Genomic DNA, 23,550 nt, shown 5'->3' on the forward strand with positions numbered 1-23,550 from the left:
CCAGGTCATGGCGGCGTACCGGTACTGCGAGGCAGTCACCGGACTTCAGGCACGCAACTTCAGCTACGGCATCCGGTTGCTGCCCGAACCCAAGCGGCTGGCCATGTCGGCCCTGTACGCCCTGGCCCGCCGGGTCGACGACATCGGCGACGGCGACCTCCCGTCCGACCGCAAGGCCGAGGCGCTGGTGCGCACCCGGGAACTGGTGGACGAGGTCCGCGCCGGGGCGGTCGCCGAGGACGACACCGACCCGATCAAGGTCGCCCTGGCCGACGCGGCCCGGCGCTTCCCGATCCCGCTCGGCGGCTTCGACGAACTGATCGACGGCGTCGAGATGGACCTCAAGGGCGCCGAGTACCAGACCTACGAGGAGCTGAAGGTCTACTGCCGTTGCGTGGCCGGCTCGGTCGGCCGGCTCTCGCTCGGCGTGTACGGCTGTGACGACCCCGAGCGGGGCGCGGGCTACGCGGACACCCTGGGCCTGGCCCTGCAGCTCACCAACATCCTGCGCGACCTGCGCGAGGACGCCCTGAACGGCCGCACCTACCTGCCCGCCGAGGACCTGGCCCGGTTCGGCTGCGAGCAGGGCTTCGCGCTGCCCAGGCCGCCGGTCGGCGCCGACTTCACCGGCCTGGTGGCCTTCGAGGCCGCCCGCGCCCAGGCCGCCTTCGAGGAGGGCCTGCGGCTGCTGCCGATGCTCGACCGCCGCAGCCGGGCCTGCACCGCCGCGATGGCGGGTATCTACCACCGGCTGCTCGGCCGGATCGCCGCCGACCCCGAGTCCGTCCTGCGCGGCCGGGTCTCGCTGCCGGGCTGGGAGAAGGCGTACGTCGCGCTTTCCGGGCTCGCCGGGGGGCGTTCTTGATTCTCACCGCAGTTCTGTCACGCTGTGTCAGCGGGGAATCACAAGCGGGCAGGGCAGTGTTGACCACGACCGGGCCGGTCACGAGCGTGCCGGCCGGAGCGACCGCCGCACGGCGGTCCAGCAATCGCGAGGGGGAGGGCCGATGACCGGGCGAGCCGATGCCGCGCGCCCGGCCGCCATGGTGGTCGGCGGCGGCCTGGCCGGGATCACCGCCGCGCTGCGGCTGGCCGAGGCCGACCACCGGGTCACGCTGGTCGAGGGGCGGCCCAGGCTCGGCGGGCTGGCGTTCTCCTTCCAGCGCGGCGAGCTGACCGTCGACAACGGCCAGCACGTGTACCTGCGCTGCTGCACCGCCTACCGCGGCCTGCTGGAGCGGCTCGGCGCCGCCCGGCTGGTCCACCTCCAGGACCGGCTGGACGTCCCGGTGCTCTCCGTCTCAGGGCCGGACGCGGCCCCGGTGCGCACCCTCGGGCGGCTGCGCCGGGCCGGCCTGCCCGTCCCGCTGCACCTGGCCGGCAGCCTCGCCCGCTACCCGCACCTCGGGCCGGCCGACCGCGCCCGGGTGGTCCGCGGCGCGCTGGCGCTCCAGGGACTGTCCCTCGCCGACCCGGCACTGGACGAGATCTCCTTCGGCGAGTGGCTGCGCCGCAACGGGCAGAACGCGAACACCCTCGCCGCGCTCTGGGACCTGGTCGGCGTCGCCACCCTGAACGCCCGGGCCGACCAGGTGTCGCTGGCACTGGCGGCGATGGTCTTCAAGACCGGCCTGCTCTCCGACCCGGGCGCCTCCGACATCGGCACGGCCGCCGTCCCGCTCGGCGTGATCCACCACGACCGGGCGCTCGCCGAGCTGGAACGCGCCGGCGTGAAGGTGCTGCTGCGCGCCCGCGTCGCGGAGCTCAAGCCTGCGGTGCCCCAGCACGCCGTCCATCTGGAAGGCGGCGCGAAACCGCTCGCCGCCGAGACCGTCGTGCTGGCCGGCGCCCAGGACAGCGCGGCCGCCCTGCTGCCCCCGAACGCCTTCCCCGGCCAGGACCGGCTGGCCGACTTCGGCACCGCGCCGATCCTCAACGTGCACGTGGTCTACGACCGCAAGGTGCTGCGGCGGCCGTTCTTCGCCGCCCTCGGCTCCCCGGTGCAGTGGGTCTTCGACCGCACCGCGCACTCCGGCCTGGCCGGCACCGGGCTCGGCCGGGCCCACCCCGGCGCCCAGTACCTGGCGCTCTCGCAGTCCGCCGTCCAGGACGAGATCGACCTGCCGGTCGCCGAGCTGCGCCGCCGGTACCTGCCGGAGCTGGCCCGGCTGCTCCCGGCCGCCGCCGGGGCCGAGGTGCTGGACTTCTTCGTCACCCGTGAGCGCACCGCCACCTTCGACCCGGCGCCCGGCAGCGCGCTGCTGCGCCCGTCGGCCCGCACGGACGTCCCCGGCCTCTTGCTGGCCGGCGCGTGGACGGCCACCGGCTGGCCCGCGACCATGGAGGGGGCCGTGCGCAGCGGCCACGCCGCGGCCGACGCGGCGCTCGCCGCGGCCGGCAGCCGGCTCCCGGTGGACCGGGGCGACGGGAGGTGGCCCCGGTGACGGCGGGCGCCACCGGGGACCCCGCCAGAGCCGACGGGCCTCCCGTCGACCGCACCGGCGAGAACGACACCGGCCGCACCGGCGGCACCGACAGCGGTGACACCGGTACCAGCCGCACCGACCCGAGCCGCATCGACACCGGTCACACCGACACCGGCCACATCGACACCAGCCGCACCGACAGCGCAAGCACCCGGCAGCCCCGGGCGGTCCGGCACCACGAGGGAGAGGGAACGCACGTGGAGTCACGCACCGGCATCGCCGTCGGAGGCACGGCGCACGCCGAACCGGTCTCGGTGCCGGAGCTGCTGGCCCGCAGCCGCACGCTCTGCACCCCGCCGCTACGGTCCGCCGTCGCCCGTTTGGCCGCACCGATGGACACCGTCGCCGCCTACCACTTCGGCTGGATCGACCGGGACGGCACCCCGTCCAAGGGCGACGGCGGCAAGGCCGTGCGCCCCGCCCTGGCCCTGCTCTCCGCCCGGGCCACCGGCGCCGCCGCCGAGGTCGGCGTGCCGGGCGGTGTCGCGGTTGAACTGGTGCACAACTTCTCCCTGCTCCATGATGATCTGATGGACGGTGACGAGACCCGACGGCACCGGGCCACCGCCTGGACGGTCTTCGGTCCGGCCCAGGCGATCCTGGTCGGCGACGCCCTGGCGACGCTCGGCACGGAGGTGCTGCTCGACGCCGCGGTGCCCGGCGGTACGAGCCCCACCGACGCCGTGCGTGCCGTCCGGCTGCTCACCACGGCGACCCGCCGACTGATCGACGGCCAGGCCATGGACGTCGCCTTCGAACAGCGCGACAGCGTCACCGTCGCCGAGTGCCTGGAGATGGAGGGCGGCAAGACCGCGGCGCTGCTGGCGGCCGCCTCGGCGATCGGCGCCGTCCTGGCCGGGGCCGACGACAAGGTCTCCGAACCGCTCGAGCGCTACGGCCACCACCTGGGCCTGGCCTTCCAGGCGGTGGACGACCTGCTCGGCATCTGGGGCGCCACCGAGGTCACCGGCAAGCCGCACTGGGGCGATCTGCGCCAGCGCAAGAAGTCCCTGCCGGTCGCCGCCGCGCTGGCCGAGGGCGGCGCGGCCTCGCGCCGGCTCGCCGAGCAGCTGGCCGACCCGAAGGGCCGCGGCGAGGAGGGCGAGCCCGAGCTCGCCGCCCGGGCCGCGCTGATCGAGGAGGCCGGCGGCCGCGCCTGGACCCAGGAGGAAGCCCGCCGCCAGCACACGACTGCCCTCGCCGCCCTGGACGAGGTGCCCATGTCCGACGAGGTGCGCGAGCACTTCGTCGCACTCGCCGAATTCGTGGTGGTACGAGAGAGGTGACGTTACGTTGACAGCAACCGCGGACGGCCGGCTCGACCCTGAGTACGATTCCGAGCCGGTCGCGGTGGGCGACCGCCCCCCGACCCTGCTGGGCGCCGGGCGGTGGCAGCCCGAGGACACCGACCAGCTCCGGCCGGCCGGTGAGGCGGACCTCGGACCGGCCGACGCGCAGGAGGCCCTGGCCCGTGCCACCACCCACCTGCTCTCGCTGCAGAGCTCCGAGGGCTGGTGGAAGGGCGACCTGGAGACCAACGTCACCATGGACGCCGAGGACTTACTGCTACGGCAGTTCCTCGGGATCCGGACCGAGGACCAGACCAAGGCCACCGCCGAGTGGATCCGGTCCCAGCAACGGGAGGACGGCACCTGGGCCACCTTCCACGGCGGGCCGGCCGAACTGTCCACCACCGTCGAGGCGTACGTCGCCCTCAAACTCGCCGGCGACGACCCCGAGGCCCCGCACATGGTGGCCGCCGCGCGGTACGTCCGCTCCGCCGGGGGCATCGCGGCCGCCCGGGTCTTCACCCGGATCTGGCTCGCGCTCTTCGGCTGGTGGCCGTGGGAACGGCTCCCCGAGATGCCGCCCGAGATCATCTTCCTGCCCAAGTGGCTGCCGCTGAACATCTACGCCTTCGGCTGCTGGGCCCGCCAGACCATCGTCCCGCTGACCATCGTCTCGGCCCACCGCCCCGTCCGTCCGGCGCCCTTCCCGCTCACCGAGCTGCACACCGACCCGGACCACCCCTACCCCGACCGGCCGCTCGCCCCCGCCACCAGCTGGGACGGCCTCTTCGAGCGCCTCGACAAGGTCCTGCACGCCTACCACCACCGCGCGCTGCGCCCGCTGCGCCGGCTCGCCGTCTCGCAGGCCTGCCGCTGGATCGTCGAACGGCAGGAGGCCGACGGCTGCTGGGGCGGCATCCAGCCGCCCGCCGTGTACTCGCTGATCGCCCTGCACCTGGAGGGCTACGAGCTGGAGCACCCGGTGATGAAGGCCGGACTCTCCTCCTTCGACCGCTTCACCGTGCACACCGAGGACGGCCGCCGCTGGCTGGAGGCCTGCCAGTCCCCGGTCTGGGACACCTGCCTGGCCACCATCGCGCTGGTCGACGCCGGGCTGCCGGCCGACCACCCGGCGCTGGTCTCGGCCGTCGACTGGATGCTCGGCGAGGAGATCCGCAAGGACGGCGACTGGTCCGTCCAGCGGCCCTCGCTGGCCCCCGGCGGCTGGGCCTTCGAGTTCGAGAACGACACCTACCCCGACATCGACGACACCGCCGAGGTGGTGCTCGCGCTGGGCCGGGTCGACCACCCCGACCCGGCCAAGGTCGATGCGGCGATGGACCGCGGCGTGCTCTGGAACCTCGGCATGCAGTCCAAGAACGGGGCCTGGGGCGCCTTCGACGTCGACAACACCAGCACGCTGCCCAACAAGCTGCCGTTCTGCGACTTCGGCGAGGTGGTCGACCCGCCGTCCGCCGACGTCACCGCCCACGTGGTGGAGATGCTCGCCGAGACCGGCCGGGCCCGCGACCGGCGCACCCGGCGCGGCGTCGAGTGGCTGCTGCACAACCAGGAGGCGGACGGCTCCTGGTTCGGCCGCTGGGGCACCAACTACATCTACGGCACCGGCTCGGTGCTGCCCGCCCTGGTCGCGGCCGGTGTCCCGGACGAGCACCCGGCGATCCGGCGGGCCGTCCGCTGGCTGGAGGACCGGCAGAACACCGACGGCGGCTGGGGCGAGGACATGCGCTCCTACGAGGACCCGGCCCGCTGGGCCGGGCGCGGCGACTCCACCGCCTCGCAGACCGCGTGGGCGCTGATGGCGCTGCTCGCGGCCGGCGAGGGCCCGGACGGCCGGGCCAACCCGGCCGTGGAACGCGGCGTGGACTGGCTGGTGCGCACCCAGCTGCCCGAGGGCACCTGGGACGAGCCGCAGTTCACCGGCACCGGCTTCCCGTGGGACTTCTCCATCAACTACCACCTGTACCGGCTGGTCTTCCCGGTCACCGCGCTCGGCCGCTACCTGCACGGCAGCCCCGCCTTCGGCCGCGGCAACGGCGACACCCCGGCGATCGGGGCGGCGCGGTGACCACCGCACCGCTGCTGGTGCTCTGCGCGCTGGGCCCCGAGGTCTGGGCGCTGCGCGGCGGCGACTGGCGCGGCGCGGCCGGCGGGCCGCCGGTGCTGGTGCGCACCGGCATGGGCCGGCGGCGGGCCGCGCTCACCGTCCGCCGGCTGCTCGGCTCCGCCCCCGGCGGCTACGGCGCGATCGTGGTGGCCGGCTTCGGTGCCGCGGTCGGCCCGGGCGTGCTGCCGGGCGACATCGTGGTCGCCGACGGCGTGCGCGACGCGGAGGGGCACCTGTACCCCGTCGACTCCGGACCGGAGCTCGCCAGGGCCCTCAAGGAACTCGGCCTGACCGCGCACACCGGGGTGCACCACACAGCCGACCACGTCGTCCGCGGCCTCGAACGGCGGGCCCTGCACCTCCAGGGCGCACTCGCCGTCGACATGGAGGCCGCCGCGGTGCTGGCCGCGCTGCGGGAACGGCGGCCGACGCTGCCCGCCGCCGTCCTGCGGGTGGTCGTGGACACCCCCGAGCGCGAACTGCTGCGGCTCGGAACCCTCCCGGCCGGGGTGCGTGCCTGGCGGACCCTGCGGGCGGCGGTACCCGCCCTGGTCGACTGGTACCGGCAGGAGTCCCGGCCCGGCCCCGCGGACCTGAACCACCCCACATCCTCGACGCTCCCCCAGGAGGCGAGCTAGCCATGGCCATGCCGTTGCGCCAGACCGTGCGGGTCGGCACCTACCTCATGCAGCAGAAGCTGCTCAAGCGCCGGGACAAGTTCCCGCTGATCGTCGAACTGGAGCCGCTGTTCGCCTGCAACCTCGCCTGTGAGGGATGTGGCAAGATCCAGCACCCGGCAGGTGTGCTGAAGCAGCGGATGCCGGTGGCCCAGGCGGTCGGCGCGGTCCTGGAGTCGGGTGCCCCGATGGTCTCGATCGCCGGCGGCGAGCCACTGATGCACCCGCAGATCGACGAGATCGTCCGCCAGCTCGTCGAGCGCCGCAAGTACGTCTTCCTCTGCACCAACGCGCTGCTGATGCGCAAGAAGATGGACAAGTTCAAGCCCTCGCCGTACTTCACCTTCGCCGTGCACATCGACGGCATGCGCGAGCGGCACGACGAGTCGGTGGCGAAGGAGGGCACCTTCGACGAGGCGGTGGCGGCGATCAAGGAGGCCAAGCGGCGCGGCTTCCGGGTCACCACCAACAGCACCTTCTTCAACACCGACACCCCGCAGACCATCGTCGAGGTGCTGGACTTCCTCAACGACGAGCTCAAGGTCGACGAGATGATGATCTCCCCGGCCTACGCCTACGAGAAGGCCCCCGACCAGGAGCACTTCCTCGGCGTCGACCAGACCCGGGAGCTCTTCCGCAAGGCCTTCGCCGGCGGCAACCGGAGCCGCTGGCGGCTCAACCACAGCCCGCTCTTCCTGGACTTCCTGGAGGGCAAGGCCGACTTCGAGTGCACCCCCTGGGGCATCCCCAACTACTCGCTGTTCGGCTGGCAGCGGCCCTGCTACCTGATGGCCGACGGCTACGTGCCCACCTACCGCGAACTCGTCGAGAAGACCGACTGGAGCAAGTACGGCCGCGGCAAGGACCCGCGCTGCGCCAACTGCATGGCGCACTGCGGCTACGAGCCGACCGCCGTACTCGCCACCATGGGCTCGCTCAAGGAGTCGCTGCGCGCCATCACCGAGACCATCGGCGCCAACCGCGGTCACTGAGCCGGTCGTTCGACCGCGCCGCCGCTCCCGAGGACACCCCGTCCGGCCCGGGCCCCGCGCCCGGGCCGGCCCCGCTCCCGCCGGGCGGCGGCACCGCCGCACCACTCCGAGTCGTGAGGTGTACCCATGTCACTGCTCTCCAGCGTCACGTCCCCGGCCGAACTGCGAAAGCTTCCGGCGGCCGAACTCCCGCTGCTCGCCGACGAGATCCGCGCGTTCCTGATCGACGCCGTCACCCGCACCGGCGGACACCTCGGGCCCAACCTCGGCGTGGTCGAGCTGACCATCGCCCTGCACCGGGTCTTCGACTCCCCGTACGACCGGATCGTCTTCGACACCGGCCACCAGAGCTACGTCCACAAACTGCTCACCGGCCGCCAGGACTTCTCCCGGCTGCGGATGAAGGGCGGGCTCTCCGGCTACCCCTCGCGCGGCGAGTCCGAACACGACCTGGTCGAGAACTCGCACGCCTCCACCGCCCTGTCCTACGCCGACGGCCTCGCCAAGGCCGCCCGACTGCTCGGCCAGCACGACCGGCACACCGTCGCGGTGATCGGCGACGGCGCGCTCACCGGCGGGCTCGCCTGGGAGGCGCTCAACAACATCGCCGAGGCCCGCGACCGGCCGCTGGTCATCGTCGTCAACGACAACGAGCGCTCCTACGCCAGGACCATCGGCGGCCTCGCCAACCACCTGGCCACCCTGCGCACCACCCAGGGGTACGAACGCTTCCTCGCCCTCGGCAAGGGCGCGCTGCAGCGCACCCCGCTCGTCGGCCAGCCGATCTTCGACGCGCTGCACGGGGCCAAGAAGGGCTTCAAGGACGCCTTCGCGCCACAGGGCATGTTCGAGGACCTCGGGCTGAAGTACCTCGGGCCGATCGACGGCCACGACCTCGGCGCCGTCGAACAGGCGCTGCGCCAGGCGCGCAACTTCGGCGGCCCCGTCATCGTGCACTGCCTCACCGTCAAGGGGCGCGGCTACCGGCCCGCCGAACAGGACGAGGCCGACCGCTTCCACGCCGTCAACCCGATCGACCCGTACACCTGCCTGCCGATCTCGCCCAGCGGCGGAGTCTCCTGGACCTCGGTGTTCGGCGACGAGCTGGTCGCGCTCGGCGCCGAGCGGCCCGACCTGGTGGCGATCACCGCGGCCATGCTCCAACCGGTCGGCCTGGCCCGCTTCGCCAAGGCCTTCCCGGAACGCACCTTCGACGTCGGCATCGCCGAGCAGCACGCCGTCACCTCCGCCGCCGGCCTCGCCACCGGCGGCCTGCACCCGGTCGTCGCCGTCTACGCGACCTTCCTCAACCGGGCCTTCGACCAGGTCCTGATGGACGTCGCCCTGCACCGGCTCGGTGTCACCTTCGTCCTCGACCGCTCCGGGGTCACCGGCAGCGACGGCGCCTCGCACAACGGCATGTGGGACATGTCGATCCTGCAGGTCGTCCCGGGCCTCAGGCTCGCCGCCCCGCGCGACGCCGACCAGCTGCGGGCCCAGCTGCGCGAGGCCGTCGAGGTCGCGGACGCCCCCACCGTGGTCCGCTTCCCCAAGGCCACCATCGGGCCCGCCGTGCCGGCCGTCGAGCGGATCGGCGGGGTGGACGTCCTGCTGCGCACCGGCCGGCCGTCGGAGATCCTCCTGGTCGCGGTCGGCACCACCGCCGCCGCCTGCCTGGACGCCGCCCGGCTGCTGCTCGCGGAGGGCTTCACCGCGACCGTGGTCGACCCCCGCTGGGTCAAACCGGTCGACCCGGTCCTGCCGGAACTGGCCGCCGCCCACCGGCTGGTCGTCACCGTCGAGGACAACGGCCGCACCGGTGGCGTCGGCGCCGCCGTCGCCCAGGCGCTGCGCGACGCCGACGTGGACGTGCCGGTGCGGGTGCTCGGCCTGCCGCAGGAGTTCCTCGGCCACGCCGCACGCGGGGAGATCCTGGAGGAGACCGGCCTGACCGGCACCGGGGTCGCCGCGCAGACCGCCGTCTTCGCCAAGAACCTGCTACCGAACCGAGGAGCGAACCAGCGCCATGCCGGCTGACCCCGACCGCACCGCCGCCGCCAGCTTCGACCTCGCCGCGCTGATCGCCGACCGCGGCGCCGAGCGGTACGAGCTGCACAGCCGCCACCTCAACCCGCAGCTGCCGCGCATGCTGCACACCATCGGGTTCGACAAGTACTACGAGCGCGCCAAGGGCCCGTACTTCTACGACGCCGAGGGCAACGAGTACCTCGACATGCTGGCCGGCTTCGGCATCTTCGCGCTGGGCCGCCACCACCCGGTCGTGCGGTCGGCGGTCCAGCAGGTGATGGACCTCGACCTGCCGGACCTGGTCCGCTTCGACTGCTCGCCGCTGCCCGGGCTGCTCGCCGAGCGGCTGCTCTCGTACGCGCCCGGGCTGGACCGGGTGTTCTTCGGCAACAGCGGCACCGAGGCGGTGGAGACCGCGCTCAAGTTCGCCCGGTACGCCACCGGCCGCAGGCGCGTCCTGTACGCCGACCACGCCTTCCACGGGCTGACCACCGGCTCGCTCTCCGTCAACGGGGAGAGCGGTTTCCGCAAGGGCTTCGACCCGCTGCTGCCGGACACCGCGATCCCGCTCGGCGACCTCGGCGCGCTGGCCAAGGAGCTGAGGCGCGGCGACGTCGCGGCCCTGATCGTCGAGCCGATCCAGGGCAAGGGCGTCCTGGCGCCGCCGCCCGGCTGGCTGCGCGCCGCGCAGGCCCTGCTGCACGAGCACAGGGCGCTGCTGATCTGCGACGAGGTGCAGACCGGGATCGGCCGTACCGGCGAGTTCTTCGCCTACCAGCACGAGGAGGGCGTGCTGCCCGACCTGGTCTGCGCGGCCAAGGCGCTCTCCGGCGGCTACGTGCCGGTCGGGGCGACGCTCGGCAAGAGCTGGATCTTCGAGAAGGTGTACTCCTCGATGGACCGGGTGCTGGTGCACTCGGCCAGCTTCGGCGCCAACGCCCAGGCGATGGCGGCCGGACTGGCGACCCTGGAGGTGATGCGCGAGGAGAAGGTGGTGGAGAACGCGCGTCAGGTCGGCGACCAGTTGCGCGAGCGGCTGGCCGCGCTGGTCGACCGGTACGAGCTGCTCGCCGAGGTGCGCGGCCGGGGGCTGATGATCGGCATCGAGTTCGGCCGGCCCAAGTCGCTCAAGCTGCGCACCGGTTGGACGGCCCTGCAAGCCGCACGCAAGGGGCTGTTCGCCCAGATGGTGGTCGTCCCGCTGCTCCAGCGGCACCGGATCCTGACCCAGGTGTCCGGTGACCACCTGGAGGTGATCAAGCTGATCCCGCCGCTGATCATCACGGAGCGCGACGTCGACCGGTTCGTGGACGCCTTCACCGACATCATGGATGACGCCCACCGGGGGAGCGGGCTGATGTGGGACTTCGGGCGGACGCTCGTGAAGCAGGCGGTCGGCAGCCGCTGAGCCGGTTCCGGGCGCGTGGTCGGCGGCGGTGCGGGAGTGGGAAGTCGGCCGGGCCGACTTCCCACTCCGTGGGAGACACCGTGTCAGAGCTCGGTCCGGCGGCGCCGGATGACCACGACGAGATCGACGGTGGCGAACAGGGTGAGCAGACCGCAGGCGACCGCGAAGCCGGTGAGGGTCCCCTGGCTGGGGGCGCCGTTGGCGGGGGAGGCCGCCGCCCAGATCGCGAAGCCCGCCGTCGCGAGCGCGAACAGCGGCGTGAAGGTGAGCGACAGCAGGTAGCGGAGCTTGAGGTCGCTGCGGGCGGTGGCCGGCTCGGTGCCGCTGCGCCACGGCCGTCGCGGGGTGGTGGTTCGCATGGCCGTTCACCTCCGGGCCGCGCGGGTGGGGGCTACGATTCCAGCGTACGTCCGTGGGGGAGAGCGGGGGAGACGCGATGACGGGGTCGGACGCGGCGGCGGACGCCGAGGGCTACGCGGGGCTGCGGATCGAACGGGCCCGGGAGCTGGCCAGGCGGCACGGCTGGGCCTCGGTCCGGGTGCTGGAGCCGGGGGCGATGATGACCATGGACCACCGTGAGGGCCGGCTCAACCTCGCGGTGCGCGACGGCGTGGTCGAGCGCAGCTGGGAGGGGTAGGGCCGCCCTCCCGGTGGTCGTGGCGTGCGGGCTCAGTGGCCCGGCCGCCGGGACAGCCGCTGTTCGGCGGCGACGACCAGTGGCTCCAGCAGCGGAAGCGAGAGCAGTACCAGCAGTCCGGCGGCCCAGCCGGCCAGCACGTCGGTGACCCAGTGGGTGCCCAGGTAGAGCGTGGTCAGGCCGATCGAGCAGGCGGTGGCGGCGGCGATCACCGCGCCGGTGCGCCGCCAGCGGACCGCGAGGTAGGCGAGCACGCCCCAGGTGACGACCGCGTTGGCGGTGTGCCCGGACGGGAAGATGGTGCCGCCGGAGAACAGTTCGGGCGAGCCGACGTACTGGGCGTAGTGCGGGCCGAGCCGGCCGGTGACGATCTTGACCGCGCCGACCGTGACGTTGAGCAGCAGCAGCGCGACGGCCATCACCAGCAGCGGGCGCAGCCGCCCCAGCCGGTGCGCGCGCCAGCCGAGCCAGACGAAGGCGGCGATGGCGGAGGGGCCGCGTTGCCCGGCGACCACCCAGGTGTCGAGCAGCGGTTCCAGGCTGGGCCAGTGTTCGTAGGGGCGGAACAGCCGGACCGACCAGTCGAGGTCGACCAGGGCGGTGTTGAGCAGGACACCGGCCAGGACCAGCAGGTAGGCGACGCAGGTCACGGCGAGCAGGGCGGCCTGGCGGCGGCTCATCGGCGGCCAGCCGGGCTCGCGGTGGTGGGCTCGTTCGGGGCTCGGGCGCTCGCGGTGGGTGGTGGTGAGCTGCTCCGGCCCCTGGTCGGGATAGGGCGCGGGGGTACTCGGGGCTTGCACGGGGGTGACCTTACCCATCCGGCCGGGGCTATTCCGGAGGGATTTGTCATTTTCCCGTGAAATCGACAATTGGCGGTGAGAGGTCCGCCCGGGGAGTGATTTCCGCGATTCTCGGATCGAATGCCAGTGTGGTGTTCGAATGATTCTGCAAAAGGCCCGGTAAAGAAAACGGAGTGGGAGGCCGGCGAGTCCGGCTTCCCACTCCGTGGTAACCCTGTGTAGGTTCCGTGCTCAGTCGAGGGGGCCGCCCGCGACGTAGATCACCTGCCCGGAGACGAAGCCGGCGCCCTCGCTCGCGAGGAAGGAGATGGTGTGGGCGACGTCCTCAGGCAGACCGACCCGCTGGACCGGGATCTGGGAGGCCGCAGCCCGCTTGAAGTCTTCGAAGTCCATGCCGACCCGGGCTGCGGTGGCCGCGGTCATGTCGGTGGCGATGAAGCCGGGGGCCACGGCGTTGGCGGTGATGCCGAACTTGCCCAGCTCGATGGCCAAAGTCTTGGTGAAGCCCTGCAGACCGGCCTTGGCGGCCGAGTAGTTGGCCTGGCCGCGGTTGCCCTGGGCGGAGGAGGAGGACAGGTTGACGATGCGGCCGAAACCGGCGTCCACCATGTGCTTCTGCACCGCGCGGGTCATCAGGAAGGCCCCGCGCAGGTGGACGTTCATGACCGTGTCCCAGTCGGACTCGGACATCTTGAAGAGCAGGTTGTCGCGGAGCACGCCCGCGTTGTTGACCAGCACGACGGGGGCGCCGAGTTCGGCGGCCACCCGGTCGACGGCGGCCTGCACCTGGTCGGCGTCCGAGACGTCGGCGCCCACGGCCAGGGCCCGGCCGCCGGCCGCGGTGATCCGGTCGACGGTGTCCTTCCCGGCGGTCTCGTCCAGGTCGAGGACGGCCACGGCGTAGCCGTCGGCGGCCAGTTGCACGGCGGTGGCGGCGCCCAGGCCGCGGGCGGCGCCGGTGACGACGGCGACCCGGGGGGCGGTGCTCTGCTCGGTCATGCGCGCTCTCGTCTCTCTCGGGGTGGTCTCCGCGGGGAGCGCCCCGGGGAGGGTGGCCACACCCTACCCGCGAGTAGGGAGGGCGAACAGGGTCGGAGAGCCGCACGTGACGGTCGGTAAGGACCGACCGGTCGGCTTTCTACTGAGAACGAGTTACCGAGAGGGCGTGGCGGGCGCGTAAATATGCCAATGTTGCCGAACCTGCGTCTACTATCCGCCCCTGCCTGCCAGCAAGGGCCCGCCGTTTGTATAGTGTCCGCCAGCAGCCACCGGCTGCACGGCTGGAGCGCCCTCCCTCATAGCTGGACGCCCACTCGCCGTTACTGCCCCACCCGGGTGTCCCACACACACCGGGTGTGACATCGGGACGGATACATGGTGCTGGGGGAGATCCCGACGACCCGCGTGTCCGCGCGACTGCAACAGTCGCCCGGACACCTGATTCGCGTTGCACAGCAGGTTCACACCAGGCTGTGGTCCGAGCATGTCGGAGCCGATCTCACGGCTCCGCAGTTCGCCGTTCTGCTGGTCCTGGCCCTCGAACCGGGTGCCGACCAGCGGACGGTCGGCGAGCGAGCCTCGCTGGACAAGGCGACGATGGCGGAGATGGTCGCGCGGCTGGTCCGCCGCGGCTTGGTGCTGCGAAGGCGTGACCCGGCCGACGGCCGGCGAAAACTGCTCGCGCTCTCGCAGAGCGGTGCCCAGGCGGTGCGTGAGGCCACCGGCGGTGTGGTCCGCGTGCAGCGCACCCTGTTCGAGCCGCTGACGGCGGAGGAGCAGGTGGAGATCGTGCGGGTGATGGCCAAGATAGCCAGGCTGGAGCCCGCCGCGGTCGCCGTGTTCTCCGACACGCGGCCGATACTGGACGCGCAGCGGGCGATCGGCTACCTGATCAGGGTGGGCCAGCAGGTGCACACCAAACTCTGGTCGGAGCACGTCGGTGCGGAGCTGACGGCTCCGCAGTACGCGGTGCTGGACGCGCTGGAGCTGGAACCGGGCGCCGACCAGCGCACGGTCGGTGAGCTGGCCTCGCTGGACAAGGCGACGATGGCCGAGATGGTCAGCCGGCTGGTGCGCCGCGGTCTGGTGCAGCGCCGGCGCGACCCCTCGGACGGGCGCCGCAACCTGCTGTCGCTCTCGCCGGCGGGCCAGGACCTGCTGCACCGCTCGACGGCCGGCGTGGCCGAGGTCCAGCGGCTGCTGCTCGCCCCGCTGGACGAGAGTGAGCACGGGCCCGCGCTGGCGCTCCTCGGCAAGGCGGCGCGGCTCTAGAGGGATCCTTTGAGCGCCAGCCAAAACGATTCGCCAACGTACGGAAGGCCCGGTGTGTCGAGGGCTTGAGGCGTTGACGGTTCAAGGAGTTGGCGGCTCAGGGCGTTGGTGGCCTGAGCTGCCGGAGGCCGCTGCTCGTTGGCAACGGCGGATCGTGGCACACCGAAGACCGCCCACCCCTGATCGGGGTGGGCGGTCGTTCGACATGACCGCTCGTCAGAGAAGTCGGACGGCGGGTGCCGTCAGTTCCAGTCGAACTCCTGCGGGTCCGGACCGATCCGCGTGCCGGTGGCGACACCGGCGATCGCGGCGAGGTCCTCGGCGTCCAGCTCGAAGCCGGCGACGTCCAGGTTCTCCCGGATGCGGGCGGGGGTGACCGACTTCGGGATCGCGATCACGCCGCTCTGCAGGTGCCAGCGGAGCACCACCTGGGCGACCGTGCGGCCGTGCTTCTCGGCGATCTTCGCCAGCGCCGGCTCGGCGAGCAGCTCCTTGCCCTGGCCCAGCGGGCTCCAGGCCTCGGTGGCGATGCCGTGCTGGGCGTGGAAGGCGCGCAGCTCGGTCTGCGGGAAGTACGGGTGCAGCTCGACCTGGTTCAGCACCGGGACGACCGAGGTCTCGTCGAGCAGCCGGGTGAGCTGCTCGGGCCCGAAGTTGGAGACGCCGACCGACTTGACCCGGCCGTCCGCCTTCAGCTGCTCGAAGGCCTTCCAGACGTTCAGGTAGCTGCCGTGCTTCGGGCGCGGCCAGTGGATCAGGTAGAGGTCGACGTAGTCGAGGCCGAGCTTGGCCAGCGACGCGTCGAACTCGCGCAGGACGGCGTCGCGGCCCTGCTCGCCCGACCAGTCGCGGGTGCCCGAGTTCCACAGCTTGGTGGTGATGTAGAGATCCTCGCGGGCCACGCCGCCGGCCAGGGCCTCGGTGATCGCCTGGCCGGTGCCGGCCTCGTTCTCGTAGATGGCCGCGGTGTCGATGGAGCGGTAGCCCGCCTCGATCGCGGTGCGGACGGCGGCCGTGGCCTCGTCGTCCGGGACCTGCCACACGCCGAATCCGAGCTGCGGGATCTGCGCGCCGTCGTTCAGCGTGACGTTGGGGATGTTGCTCACGGGAAGGGGTGCCCTCCTGGTCGTCCGTGTGATTCCAGAAGGGGGCAACTGGCACCCGGGCGTGATTGTTCCCGCCGTTCGGGGGAATCTTGCGGGGCAGGCGGCCCGCTGTGGCGGGGAATCAGGGGCTGGGTAGCGGAAAAACCTGTTGCGCGGATCACATCGGGGTTGGCAGGCTCGCGGCCATGACCTCCTGAGATCCGGGCCCTTCGTGCCCTTCCCGCCTCTGCCCGGCCGTCCCGTCCGGCGCCGCTCCGGACGCGCCGATGCCGCCGGTGCGAGGCGCCGTGCTGTCGCCCGCCGCCGTCCGGCTTCCGCCGTTCGCGCGAGCCGGGCCCGCCGTGCCGCGAGACCCGCGCCTCCGGCTCGTGACCTTCTCCCGGCGTGTCCGCTCATGCCTGTCCGCTCACGCCTGTTCGCATTCCTCAGCACCCCTCAGCACCGTCCCGCACCCTCCTGTATCGGAGCGTCATGCTGCTCACCCCCCTTCCGTTGGCCGACCCCGGCAGTCCCGATCTCTCCTCACCCCTGGCCTTCCTGCGCTGGCTCCAGCGCGGCCAGCGGCGCGGGCAGGTGCTCGCCACCTGCTGGGCGCTGCTGGAGATGGGCGGCCAGGCGGCGCTGCCGATACCGCTCGGGTGGGGCGTGCAGGCCGCCGTCGACGGCGAGGCCGCCGGGATCTGGCGGGCCGGCGCCCTCGCGGTGGCGCTCGCCGTGCTGTCCGCGCTCGGTTCCGTGCTGCTGCACCGCCAGGCGGTCTGGAACTGGATCCACGCGGCGTGCCACGTGCGGCAGCTGGTGGCCCGGCAGGCCTCGGACCTGGGCGCCGGGCTGTCCTGCCGGATCGCCACCGGCGAGGTCGTCGCGGTCGGCAGCGGGGACGTCGAGCGGATCGGCTGGTACGTCGAACTCGTCGCCCGGGTCCGGGCCGCGGTGATCGTCTGGCTGGCCGTCAGCTCGGCCGTGCTGGTCGTCGAACCGGTGCTCGGGGTCGGGGTGCTGCTCGGTGTCCCGGTGCTGGCGGCCGCCGTCTGGCCGCTGATCGGGCCGTTCGAGCGGCGGTACGAGCAGCAGCGCACGCTCGGCGGCAAGGCCACCGAGCTGGCCGCCGACACGGTGGCGGGGCTGCGGGTGCTGCGCGGCATCGGCGGCGAGGAGCTGTTCCTCGACCGGTACCGGGCCGCCTCCCAGAAGGTCCGGGCCGCGGCCGTCCGATCGGCCCGGCTCTGGTCGCTGATGCAGGCCCAACAGGTCCTGTTGCCGGGCCTGTTCGTGATCGGGGTGACGTGGTACGGCGCCCGGCAGGCGGCCGCGGGCGAACTCGCCGTCGGCGCCCTGATCGCCGTGTACGGCGCCACCGCCTTCCTCGCGGCGCCGCTGCGGATCCTGGGCGAGGCCGCGCACGCCTGGAGCGTCGCCCGGGTCTCCTCGGGGCGCGCCGTCCGGGTGCTCTCGCTCAGCCGCACCAGCGGTGTGGCCGAGGCCTCGCTGAAGAAGCCGGGGAGCGCCGACCTGTTCGACCCGGCGACCGGGCTGACCGCGCGGGCCGGGGAGCTGACCGCGGTCGTCTGCGGGGACCCGGACTTCGCCGGGGCGCTCGCCGGGCGGCTCGGCGGGCACGTCCCGGCCGCCGACGACGAGCCGGAGCAGCCCTCCGTCCGGCTCGGCGGGACGGAGCTGGACGCGGTGCCGCTGGCCGAGGCCAGGGCGGCGGTGCTGGTCCACGACAAGGAGCCGGTGCTGCTCTCCGGCACCCTGACCGGGCTGTTCGACATCCCGTCCTCGGGGCGGGTCTCGGTGGCCGAGGCGCTGGCCGCCGCCCGGTCCGACGACGTGCTGGAGGCCCTGGTGGACGGCTCACCGGAGTGCGAGGGCGACGCGATGCTCGCCCGGATCACCGAGCGCGGGCGCTCGCTGTCCGGCGGGCAGCGCCAGCGGCTCGCCCTGGCCCGCGCGCTGCTGGCCGACCCGCCGGTCCTCGTCCTGGACGAGCCGACCAGCGCGGTGGACGCCCACACCGAGTCCAGGATCGCCACCGGACTGCGGGACACCCGGGCGGGGCGCACCACCGTGATCTTCGCGACCAGCCCGCTGCTGCTCGACCAGGCGGACCGGGTGGTGCTGCTGCGCGACGGCCGGGCGGCCGTGGCCGGGCGGCACCGCGACCTGATGCGGACCGAGCCGGCCTACCGGGCCGTGGTCACCCGCGAGGAGCAGCCGGAACCGGTGGGGGAGCCGGTATGAGCGGCCGCGTGGGCACCCGCGCCGTCCGTCCCGCCCGACCCGCCGCCTACCCGAGGAGCACGTCATGAAGCCCCCCGTCCATGAGGAGCAGGGGCCGGCCACCACCCTGCCGGTCGGCTCACCGGCCGCCGTGCGCGCCTACCTGCGCCTGCTCGCCCGGCGCCACCGCGGCGGGTTCTCCGCGGTGGTGGGGCTGCACTCGGTGGCCACCGTGGCCGGGCTGGTCGGCCCCTGGGTGCTCGGCAGCCTGGTCGAGTCGCTGGCCACCGGCACCGCCGAGGCCACCATCGCGGTCGCGGTCGGCTGGTACCTGCTGGCGCTGGTGGTGCAGTCCGCCTTCACCGGCTGGTCCCGGATGCGCGGTGCCGTCCTCGGCGAGCGGGTGCTGGCCGACCTGCGCGAGGACTTCCTGGTCCGCTCGGTCGCGCTGCCCACCGGCGTGCTGGAGCGGGCCGGCACCGGGGACCTGGTCTCCCGGGGCACCACGGACATCGACCGGCTGGACAAGTCGGTGCGCGAGGCCGTTCCCGAACTCGCCGTCGCCATCGTGTCGTTGCTGCTGGTGATCGGCGCCCTGCTGGTCACCTCGCCGCTGCTCGCGCTCACCTCGCTGGTCGGCCTGCCGCTGCTGCTGGTCAGCTCCCGCTGGTACTTCAAGCGCGCGCCGCAGTCCTACCGCAACGAGTCGGCCGGGTACGCCGCGGTGAACACCGTGCTGGCCGAGACGGTGGACGCCGGGCGGACGGTGGAGACGCTGCGCCTGGGCGACCAGCGGATCGCCCTGACGGACCGCAAGCTGGGCGAGTGGCTGGCCTGGGAGCGCTACACCCTGTGGCTGCGCTCGGTCTGGTTCCCGACCATCGACGCGTTCTACTCCTCGGCGGTGCTGGCCACCCTGCTGCTCGGCGGGCTGTTCACCCTCAAGGGTTGGATCACCGTCGGTGAGTTGACCACGGGGGTGCTGTACGCGCAGATGCTGACCGGTCCGGTCGACCTGATCCTGCGGTGGTACGACGAACTGCAGATCGGCCAGGCCTCGCTGGCCCGGCTGGTCGGCGTCCGCGAGGTGCCGGAGCACGAGGGCGACGAGTCCAGTCACCCGGACGGCCGCCGGGTCGAGGCCCGGGACGTCCGGTTCGGCTACCGGGAGGGCGCCGACGTCCTGCACGGCATCAGCCTGGACGTCGCGCCGGGCAGCCGGGTCGCGCTGGTCGGGCCGTCCGGGGCGGGCAAGTCCACGCTGGGGCGGCTGCTGGCCGGGATCTACGCCCCCGGGCGCGGCAGCGTGACGCTCGGCGGGGCGGCGCTGGCGCGGATGCCGGCCGAGCGGGTGCGGGCGGAGGTCGCCCTGGTGAACCAGGAGCACCACGTCTTCGTCGGCACCCTGCGGGACAACCTGCGGCTGGCCGCGCCGGGGGCCGAGGACACCGAACTGCGCTCCGCGCTGGACGCGGTGGACGCCGGCGGCTGGGTGGACGCGCTGCCGCACGGCCTCGACACCGAGGTCGGCTCCGGCGGCACGGTGCTGACCCCACCACAGGCCCAGCAGTTGGCGCTGGCCCGGCTGGTGCTGGCCGATCCGCACACCCTGGTGCTGGACGAGGCCACCTCGCTGCTGGACCCGCGTGCCGCCCGGCACCTGGAGCGCTCGCTCGCCCGGGTGCTGGAGGGCCGCACGGTCATCGCCATCGCCCACCGGCTGCACACCGCGCACGACGCGGACGTGATCGCGGTGGTCGAGGGCGGCCGGATCAGCGAGTACGGCAGCCACCCGGAACTGGTCGCGGCCGGCGGCCCGTACGCGGCGCTCTGGCGCTCCTGGCGGGACGAGCGGTAGCGGGCCGGCGCCGTCTGGCCCGCACGGAGCTGTCGAACCCGCACGGAGCCGTTGACTCTTACGGCACTTCAAACCCGCACGGGGCCTGATTACCCCGTGCGGGTTACTCCCTCGTCCATCAGGGCGCGTAACCGGGCAAATCGGAGCCCCGGCCCGCAGACTGCTCCGGTGACCAAGATTTCGGACGGCTCGTCCGGCTCCAAACGCAGCGAGATCGCTGGGATCCCCACCCGGTACATCGGGATCGTCGTCATCGTCGTCCTCGCCGTGTGGTTCCTGTTCGCGAACCTCGACAGGGTGAAGATCCAGTTCTGGGTGTTCACCGTCACCGCGCCGCTCTGGATCGCACTGCTCGCCACGCTGCTCGCCGGCGGCGCGCTGGGCTGGCTGCTGAAGGGGCGTCGCGGCCGGTGACCAGCGCTCCCGGGCCGGCCCAGCCGGGGCCCTCGGCCTTCACGCCGCTGATCGAGGTGCGCGGCGTCAACAAGCACTTCGGGGACCTGCACGTCCTCCAGGACATCGAGCTGACCGTGGGCCGCGGCGAGGTCGTCGTGGTCATCGGACCGTCCGGCTCCGGCAAGTCGACACTCTGCCGGGCGATCAACCGCCTGGAGCCGATCGAGGACGGCACCATCCTGATCGACGGCGAGCCGCTGCCCGAGGAGGGCAAGGGGCTGGCCCGGCTGCGCGCCGAGGTCGGCATGGTGTTCCAGTCCTTCAACCTGTTCGCGCACAAGACCGTGCTGCAGAACGTCTCGCTCGCGCAGATCAAGGTCCGCGGCCGGCCCCGGGCGGAGGCGGACGCCAAGTCCCGCGCCCTGCTGGAGCGGGTCGGGCTGGAGGCGCACGCCGAGAAGTACCCGGCCCAGCTCTCCGGCGGCCAGCAGCAGCGGGTGGCGATCGCCCGGGCGCTGGCGATGGACCCGAAGGCACTGCTGTTCGACGAGCCGACCTCGGCGCTCGACCCCGAGATGATCAACGAGGTGCTGGACGTCATGCGCCAGCTGGCCCACGAGGGCATGACGATGGTCGTGGTCACCCACGAGATGGGCTTCGCCCGGGCCTCCGCCAACCGGGTGGTCTTCATGGCCGACGGCCGGATCGTCGAGGACCGCGCCCCGGAGGACTTCTTCAGCGCTCCGGAGAGCGAGCGCGCCCGGGACTTCCTGTCCAAGATCCTGAAGCACTGAGGCGGCGCCCGTGACGAGGAAGACCACGCCCGCCGCCCGGAGCCGGACGGTGCTCGCCGCCGTCCTGCTGCTCGCCGTGCTGGCCGCCGGCTGCGGCAAGCCCGGCACCCCGCCGCCCAAGGGCCCGCAGGCGAGTGCGCTGCCCAGCTACCAGGTACGCGACGCCGCCTCCATCACCGGCTCGCCGACCCTGGACGCCGCCCGGAGCCGGGGCCACCTGGTGGTCGGCGCCAAGGAGGACCAGCCGTACCTGGGCGAGAAGAACCCGGCCACCGGCGTGTACTCCGGCTTCGACATCGAGATCGCCAAGATGGTCGGCGCCTACCTCGGCTTCCCGCCGGACCGGATCGAGTTCAAGACCATCGCCTCGGCCAACCGCGAGACCGCGCTGCAGAACGGCCAGGTGGACTTCTACGTCGGCACCTACACCATCAACGACAACCGGAAGAAGCTGGTCGGCTTCGCCGGGCCGTACTTCGTCGCCGGGCAGTCGCTGCTGGTGCGCAGGAACGACAACACCATCCACGGCCCGCAGGACCTGGACGGCAAGAAGGTCTGCTCGGCGGCCGGCTCGACCCCGTACCAGCGCATCCAGTCGCAGTACCCGAAGGCGAAGCTGATCGGCTACGACACCTACTCGGCCTGCGTGGACAACCTGATCACCGGCCAGGTGGACGCCGTCACCACGGACAACGCGATCCTGCTGGGCTACGCGGCCAAGGTGCCGGACGAGCTCAAGGTGGTCGGCCCGCTGTTCTCCCAGGAGCCGTACGGGATCGGCACCCCGAAGAACGACACCGTGCTGCGCCTGGCCCTGGACGACGCGCTGGCGCAGAACGAGCAGAACGGCGACTGGAAGAAGGCCTACGACGCGACCCTGGGCCTGTCCGGGGAGCCGGCGCCGACACCGCCGCCGATCGACCGGTACTGAGAGGGCCGCGCCGTGAAAACGCTGACCGACAACTGGTCGACCTACTGGGACGGCTTCCTCGGCACGCTCTCGCTGTTCGCGGTGAGCGCCGTGCTGTCGCTGGTGCTGGGAGTGATGATCGCGGGTTTCCGGGTCTCGCCGGTCCGGCCGCTGCGGGTGTTCGGGACGGCCTGGGTGACGCTGCTGCGCAACACGCCGCTGACCCTGCTGTTCTTCATCGTGGTGCTGGGCCTGCCGCGCTTCAACATCACGCTGCCGTTCTTCGTCTTCGCGGTGGCCGCGCTCGGCTGCTACACCTCGGCCTTCGTCTGCGAGGCGATGCGCTCGGGCATCAACACCGTGCCGGCGGGGCAGGGGGAGGCGGCGCGCAGCCTGGGCATGAGCTTCGGGCAGACGATGAGCGTGGTGGTGCTGCCGCAGGCGTACCGGTCGGTGGTCGCGCCGATCGGCAGCGTGATGATCGCGCTGGCGAAGAACACGGCGATCGCCGGCTCGTTCAGCGTCACCGAACTGCTCGGCACCTACCGGACGATCAACGAGCTGGGCTACAGCATCGTCTGGACCTTCGTCTGGATCGCCGTCGGCTACCTGATCATCACCCTGGCCGTCAGCGCCGTCTTCAACCTGCTGGAACGACGAGTGGCGGTGTCCCGATGACCGTTGGATCCTCGGCGCTGTACGACATCCCCGGTCCGAAGGCGCTCGCCCGCCACCGGCTGTACGGCGGGATCGCGCTGCTGCTGATCGCGGCGCTGATCGGCTGGATCGTCTACATGCTGTTCCACACCCACCAGTTCACGTACCAGAAGTGGATGCCCTTCGAGTACCGGGGCGTCCAGGACCTGCTGCTGAGCGGGCTCGGCAACACCCTCAAGGCCTTCGGCTGGACGGTGCTGTTCGCGCTGCCCTTCGGCGCGCTGTTCGCGGCCGGGCGGCTGTCCGACCACAGGGTGGTGCGGGTGCTCTCCACGGTGGTGGTGGAGTTCTTCCGGGCCATGCCGCTGCTGGTGATGATCTTCTTCGTCTTCGTCGCGCTCAAGGTGCAGCCGCTGTGGGCGCTGGTGACCGGGCTGGTGCTGTACAACGGCTCGGTGCTGGCTGAGGTCTTCCGGGCCGGCGTGCTCGCGGTGCCCAAGGGACAGCGCGAGGCGGCCTACGCGCTCGGCCTGCGCAAGACCCAGGTGATGACGTACGTGCTGGTGCCGCAGGCCAACCGGGCCATGCTGCCGGCCATCATCAGCCAGCTGGTGGTCGCGCTCAAGGACACCTCGCTGGGCTTCCTGATCACCTACGAGGAGTTCCTGCACGCGGGCAAGCTGATCGCCACCAACCTCGACTACGACCTGCCGTTCATCCCGGTGGTGATCGTGATCGCGCCGATCTACATCGGCATGTGCCTGCTGCTCTCCTGGCTCGCCCGCTGGGTCGAGCGCCGCAGCCGGCGCAGCCCGAGCATGCGGGGCGGGGCACCGGTGGTCAAGGCCGGGGTGGCGATGGGGCTGCCGCCGTCCGCGCAGCAGTGAGGG

Annotated in this window: 21 protein-coding genes; 17 read left to right on the forward strand and 4 right to left on the reverse strand. The window is 72.7% G+C overall.

Features of this window, described 5'->3' with window-relative positions:
- Window positions 1-7: 7 nt before the first annotated feature.
- The 8 genes from hpnD (at window position 8) to OG556_RS28325 (ending at window position 11,008) form a co-directional block, all read left to right on the forward strand.
- Entirely contained in the window at window positions 8-865 is an 858-nt protein-coding gene (hpnD, locus tag OG556_RS28290) for a presqualene diphosphate synthase HpnD (RefSeq protein ID WP_350875695.1), read from the forward strand.
- 142 nt (window positions 866-1,007) lie between these two features.
- Window positions 1,008-2,444, forward strand: a complete 1,437-nt coding sequence (gene hpnE / locus OG556_RS28295) for a hydroxysqualene dehydroxylase HpnE (RefSeq protein WP_371520974.1) — start codon at window positions 1,008-1,010, stop codon at window positions 2,442-2,444.
- 239 nt (window positions 2,445-2,683) lie between these two features.
- On the forward strand, window positions 2,684-3,772 hold the full coding sequence (locus OG556_RS28300) for a polyprenyl synthetase family protein (protein ID WP_371522947.1): 1,089 nt from the start codon (window positions 2,684-2,686) through the stop codon (window positions 3,770-3,772).
- A gap of 7 nt (window positions 3,773-3,779) precedes the next feature.
- On the forward strand, window positions 3,780-5,864 hold the full coding sequence (gene shc / locus OG556_RS28305) for a squalene--hopene cyclase (RefSeq protein WP_371520977.1): 2,085 nt from the start codon (window positions 3,780-3,782) through the stop codon (window positions 5,862-5,864).
- Entirely contained in the window at window positions 5,861-6,541 is a 681-nt protein-coding gene (locus OG556_RS28310) for a 1-hydroxy-2-methyl-2-butenyl 4-diphosphate reductase (protein ID WP_371520980.1), read from the forward strand. The genes shc and OG556_RS28310 overlap by 4 nt, the downstream gene beginning before the upstream one ends.
- A gap of 2 nt (window positions 6,542-6,543) precedes the next feature.
- Window positions 6,544-7,572, forward strand: a complete 1,029-nt coding sequence (gene hpnH, locus OG556_RS28315) for an adenosyl-hopene transferase HpnH (protein ID WP_350875557.1) — start codon at window positions 6,544-6,546, stop codon at window positions 7,570-7,572.
- A 126-nt stretch (window positions 7,573-7,698) separates the two neighbouring features.
- Window positions 7,699-9,609 (forward strand): 1-deoxy-D-xylulose-5-phosphate synthase, encoded by a 1,911-nt coding sequence (gene dxs / locus OG556_RS28320; RefSeq protein WP_371520983.1) that lies wholly within the window; start codon window positions 7,699-7,701, stop codon window positions 9,607-9,609.
- Window positions 9,599-11,008, forward strand: a complete 1,410-nt coding sequence (locus OG556_RS28325) for an aspartate aminotransferase family protein (protein WP_371520986.1) — start codon at window positions 9,599-9,601, stop codon at window positions 11,006-11,008. The genes dxs and OG556_RS28325 overlap by 11 nt, the downstream gene beginning before the upstream one ends.
- Window positions 11,009-11,091: 83 nt before the next feature.
- Here OG556_RS28325 and OG556_RS28330 read toward each other — a convergent pair whose 3' ends face one another.
- On the reverse strand, window positions 11,092-11,367 hold the full coding sequence (locus OG556_RS28330) for a DUF6343 family protein (protein ID WP_371520989.1): 276 nt from the start codon (window positions 11,365-11,367) through the stop codon (window positions 11,092-11,094).
- A gap of 77 nt (window positions 11,368-11,444) precedes the next feature.
- Between OG556_RS28330 and OG556_RS28335 the strand changes: the two genes are divergently transcribed.
- The gene (locus OG556_RS28335; RefSeq protein ID WP_063350104.1) at window positions 11,445-11,645 is read left to right on the forward strand and encodes an I78 family peptidase inhibitor; all 201 of its coding nucleotides are present in this window, start codon (window positions 11,445-11,447) and stop codon (window positions 11,643-11,645) included.
- Window positions 11,646-11,677: 32 nt separating this feature from the next.
- On the opposite strand, the gene OG556_RS28340 is transcribed toward OG556_RS28335, so the two are convergent.
- The gene (locus OG556_RS28340) at window positions 11,678-12,445 is read right to left on the reverse strand and encodes a phosphatase PAP2 family protein (RefSeq protein ID WP_371520992.1); all 768 of its coding nucleotides are present in this window, start codon (window positions 12,443-12,445) and stop codon (window positions 11,678-11,680) included.
- Between the two features lie 231 nt (window positions 12,446-12,676).
- The gene (fabG, locus tag OG556_RS28345; protein ID WP_350875567.1) at window positions 12,677-13,444 is read right to left on the reverse strand and encodes a 3-oxoacyl-ACP reductase FabG; all 768 of its coding nucleotides are present in this window, start codon (window positions 13,442-13,444) and stop codon (window positions 12,677-12,679) included.
- 375 nt (window positions 13,445-13,819) lie between these two features.
- Between fabG and OG556_RS28350 the strand changes: the two genes are divergently transcribed.
- The gene (locus OG556_RS28350; RefSeq protein WP_244293510.1) at window positions 13,820-14,716 is read left to right on the forward strand and encodes a MarR family winged helix-turn-helix transcriptional regulator; all 897 of its coding nucleotides are present in this window, start codon (window positions 13,820-13,822) and stop codon (window positions 14,714-14,716) included.
- 242 nt (window positions 14,717-14,958) lie between these two features.
- Here the strand turns inward: OG556_RS28350 and OG556_RS28355 are convergent, their stop codons facing one another.
- Window positions 14,959-15,822, reverse strand: a complete 864-nt coding sequence (locus OG556_RS28355; protein WP_063350106.1) for an aldo/keto reductase — start codon at window positions 15,820-15,822, stop codon at window positions 14,959-14,961.
- 471 nt (window positions 15,823-16,293) lie between these two features.
- On the opposite strand from OG556_RS28355, the gene OG556_RS28360 reads away from it, so the two are divergent.
- The 7 genes from OG556_RS28360 to OG556_RS28390 all read left to right on the forward strand — a co-directional run bounded on the left by OG556_RS28360 (window position 16,294) and on the right by OG556_RS28390 (window position 23,547).
- On the forward strand, window positions 16,294-18,066 hold the full coding sequence (locus tag OG556_RS28360) for an ABC transporter transmembrane domain-containing protein (protein WP_371520996.1): 1,773 nt from the start codon (window positions 16,294-16,296) through the stop codon (window positions 18,064-18,066).
- A 64-nt stretch (window positions 18,067-18,130) separates the two neighbouring features.
- Window positions 18,131-19,903 carry an ABC transporter ATP-binding protein gene (locus tag OG556_RS28365; RefSeq protein WP_371520999.1) on the forward strand — a complete coding sequence of 591 codons (1,773 nt, stop codon included), beginning with the start codon at window positions 18,131-18,133 and terminating at the stop codon, window positions 19,901-19,903.
- A gap of 168 nt (window positions 19,904-20,071) precedes the next feature.
- Window positions 20,072-20,317 (forward strand): LapA family protein, encoded by a 246-nt coding sequence (locus OG556_RS28370; protein WP_371521002.1) that lies wholly within the window; start codon window positions 20,072-20,074, stop codon window positions 20,315-20,317.
- Between the two features lie 47 nt (window positions 20,318-20,364).
- On the forward strand, window positions 20,365-21,093 hold the full coding sequence (locus OG556_RS28375) for an amino acid ABC transporter ATP-binding protein (protein ID WP_371522949.1): 729 nt from the start codon (window positions 20,365-20,367) through the stop codon (window positions 21,091-21,093).
- Between the two features lie 10 nt (window positions 21,094-21,103).
- Entirely contained in the window at window positions 21,104-22,024 is a 921-nt protein-coding gene (locus tag OG556_RS28380) for a glutamate ABC transporter substrate-binding protein (RefSeq protein WP_363585877.1), read from the forward strand.
- A gap of 12 nt (window positions 22,025-22,036) precedes the next feature.
- Window positions 22,037-22,681, forward strand: coding sequence for an amino acid ABC transporter permease (locus OG556_RS28385; protein ID WP_371521007.1), 645 nt, complete (start codon window positions 22,037-22,039; stop codon window positions 22,679-22,681).
- Complete coding sequence (locus OG556_RS28390) at window positions 22,678-23,547, forward strand: amino acid ABC transporter permease (protein ID WP_371521010.1); 870 nt, start codon at window positions 22,678-22,680, stop codon at window positions 23,545-23,547. Before OG556_RS28385 ends, OG556_RS28390 begins: the two co-directional genes overlap by 4 nt.
- The last annotated feature ends 3 nt before the right edge of the window (window positions 23,548-23,550 follow it).

Origin of the sequence: Kitasatospora sp. NBC_01300, assembly GCF_041435235.1 — a bacterium.
GTDB lineage: Bacteria > Actinomycetota > Actinomycetes > Streptomycetales > Streptomycetaceae > Kitasatospora.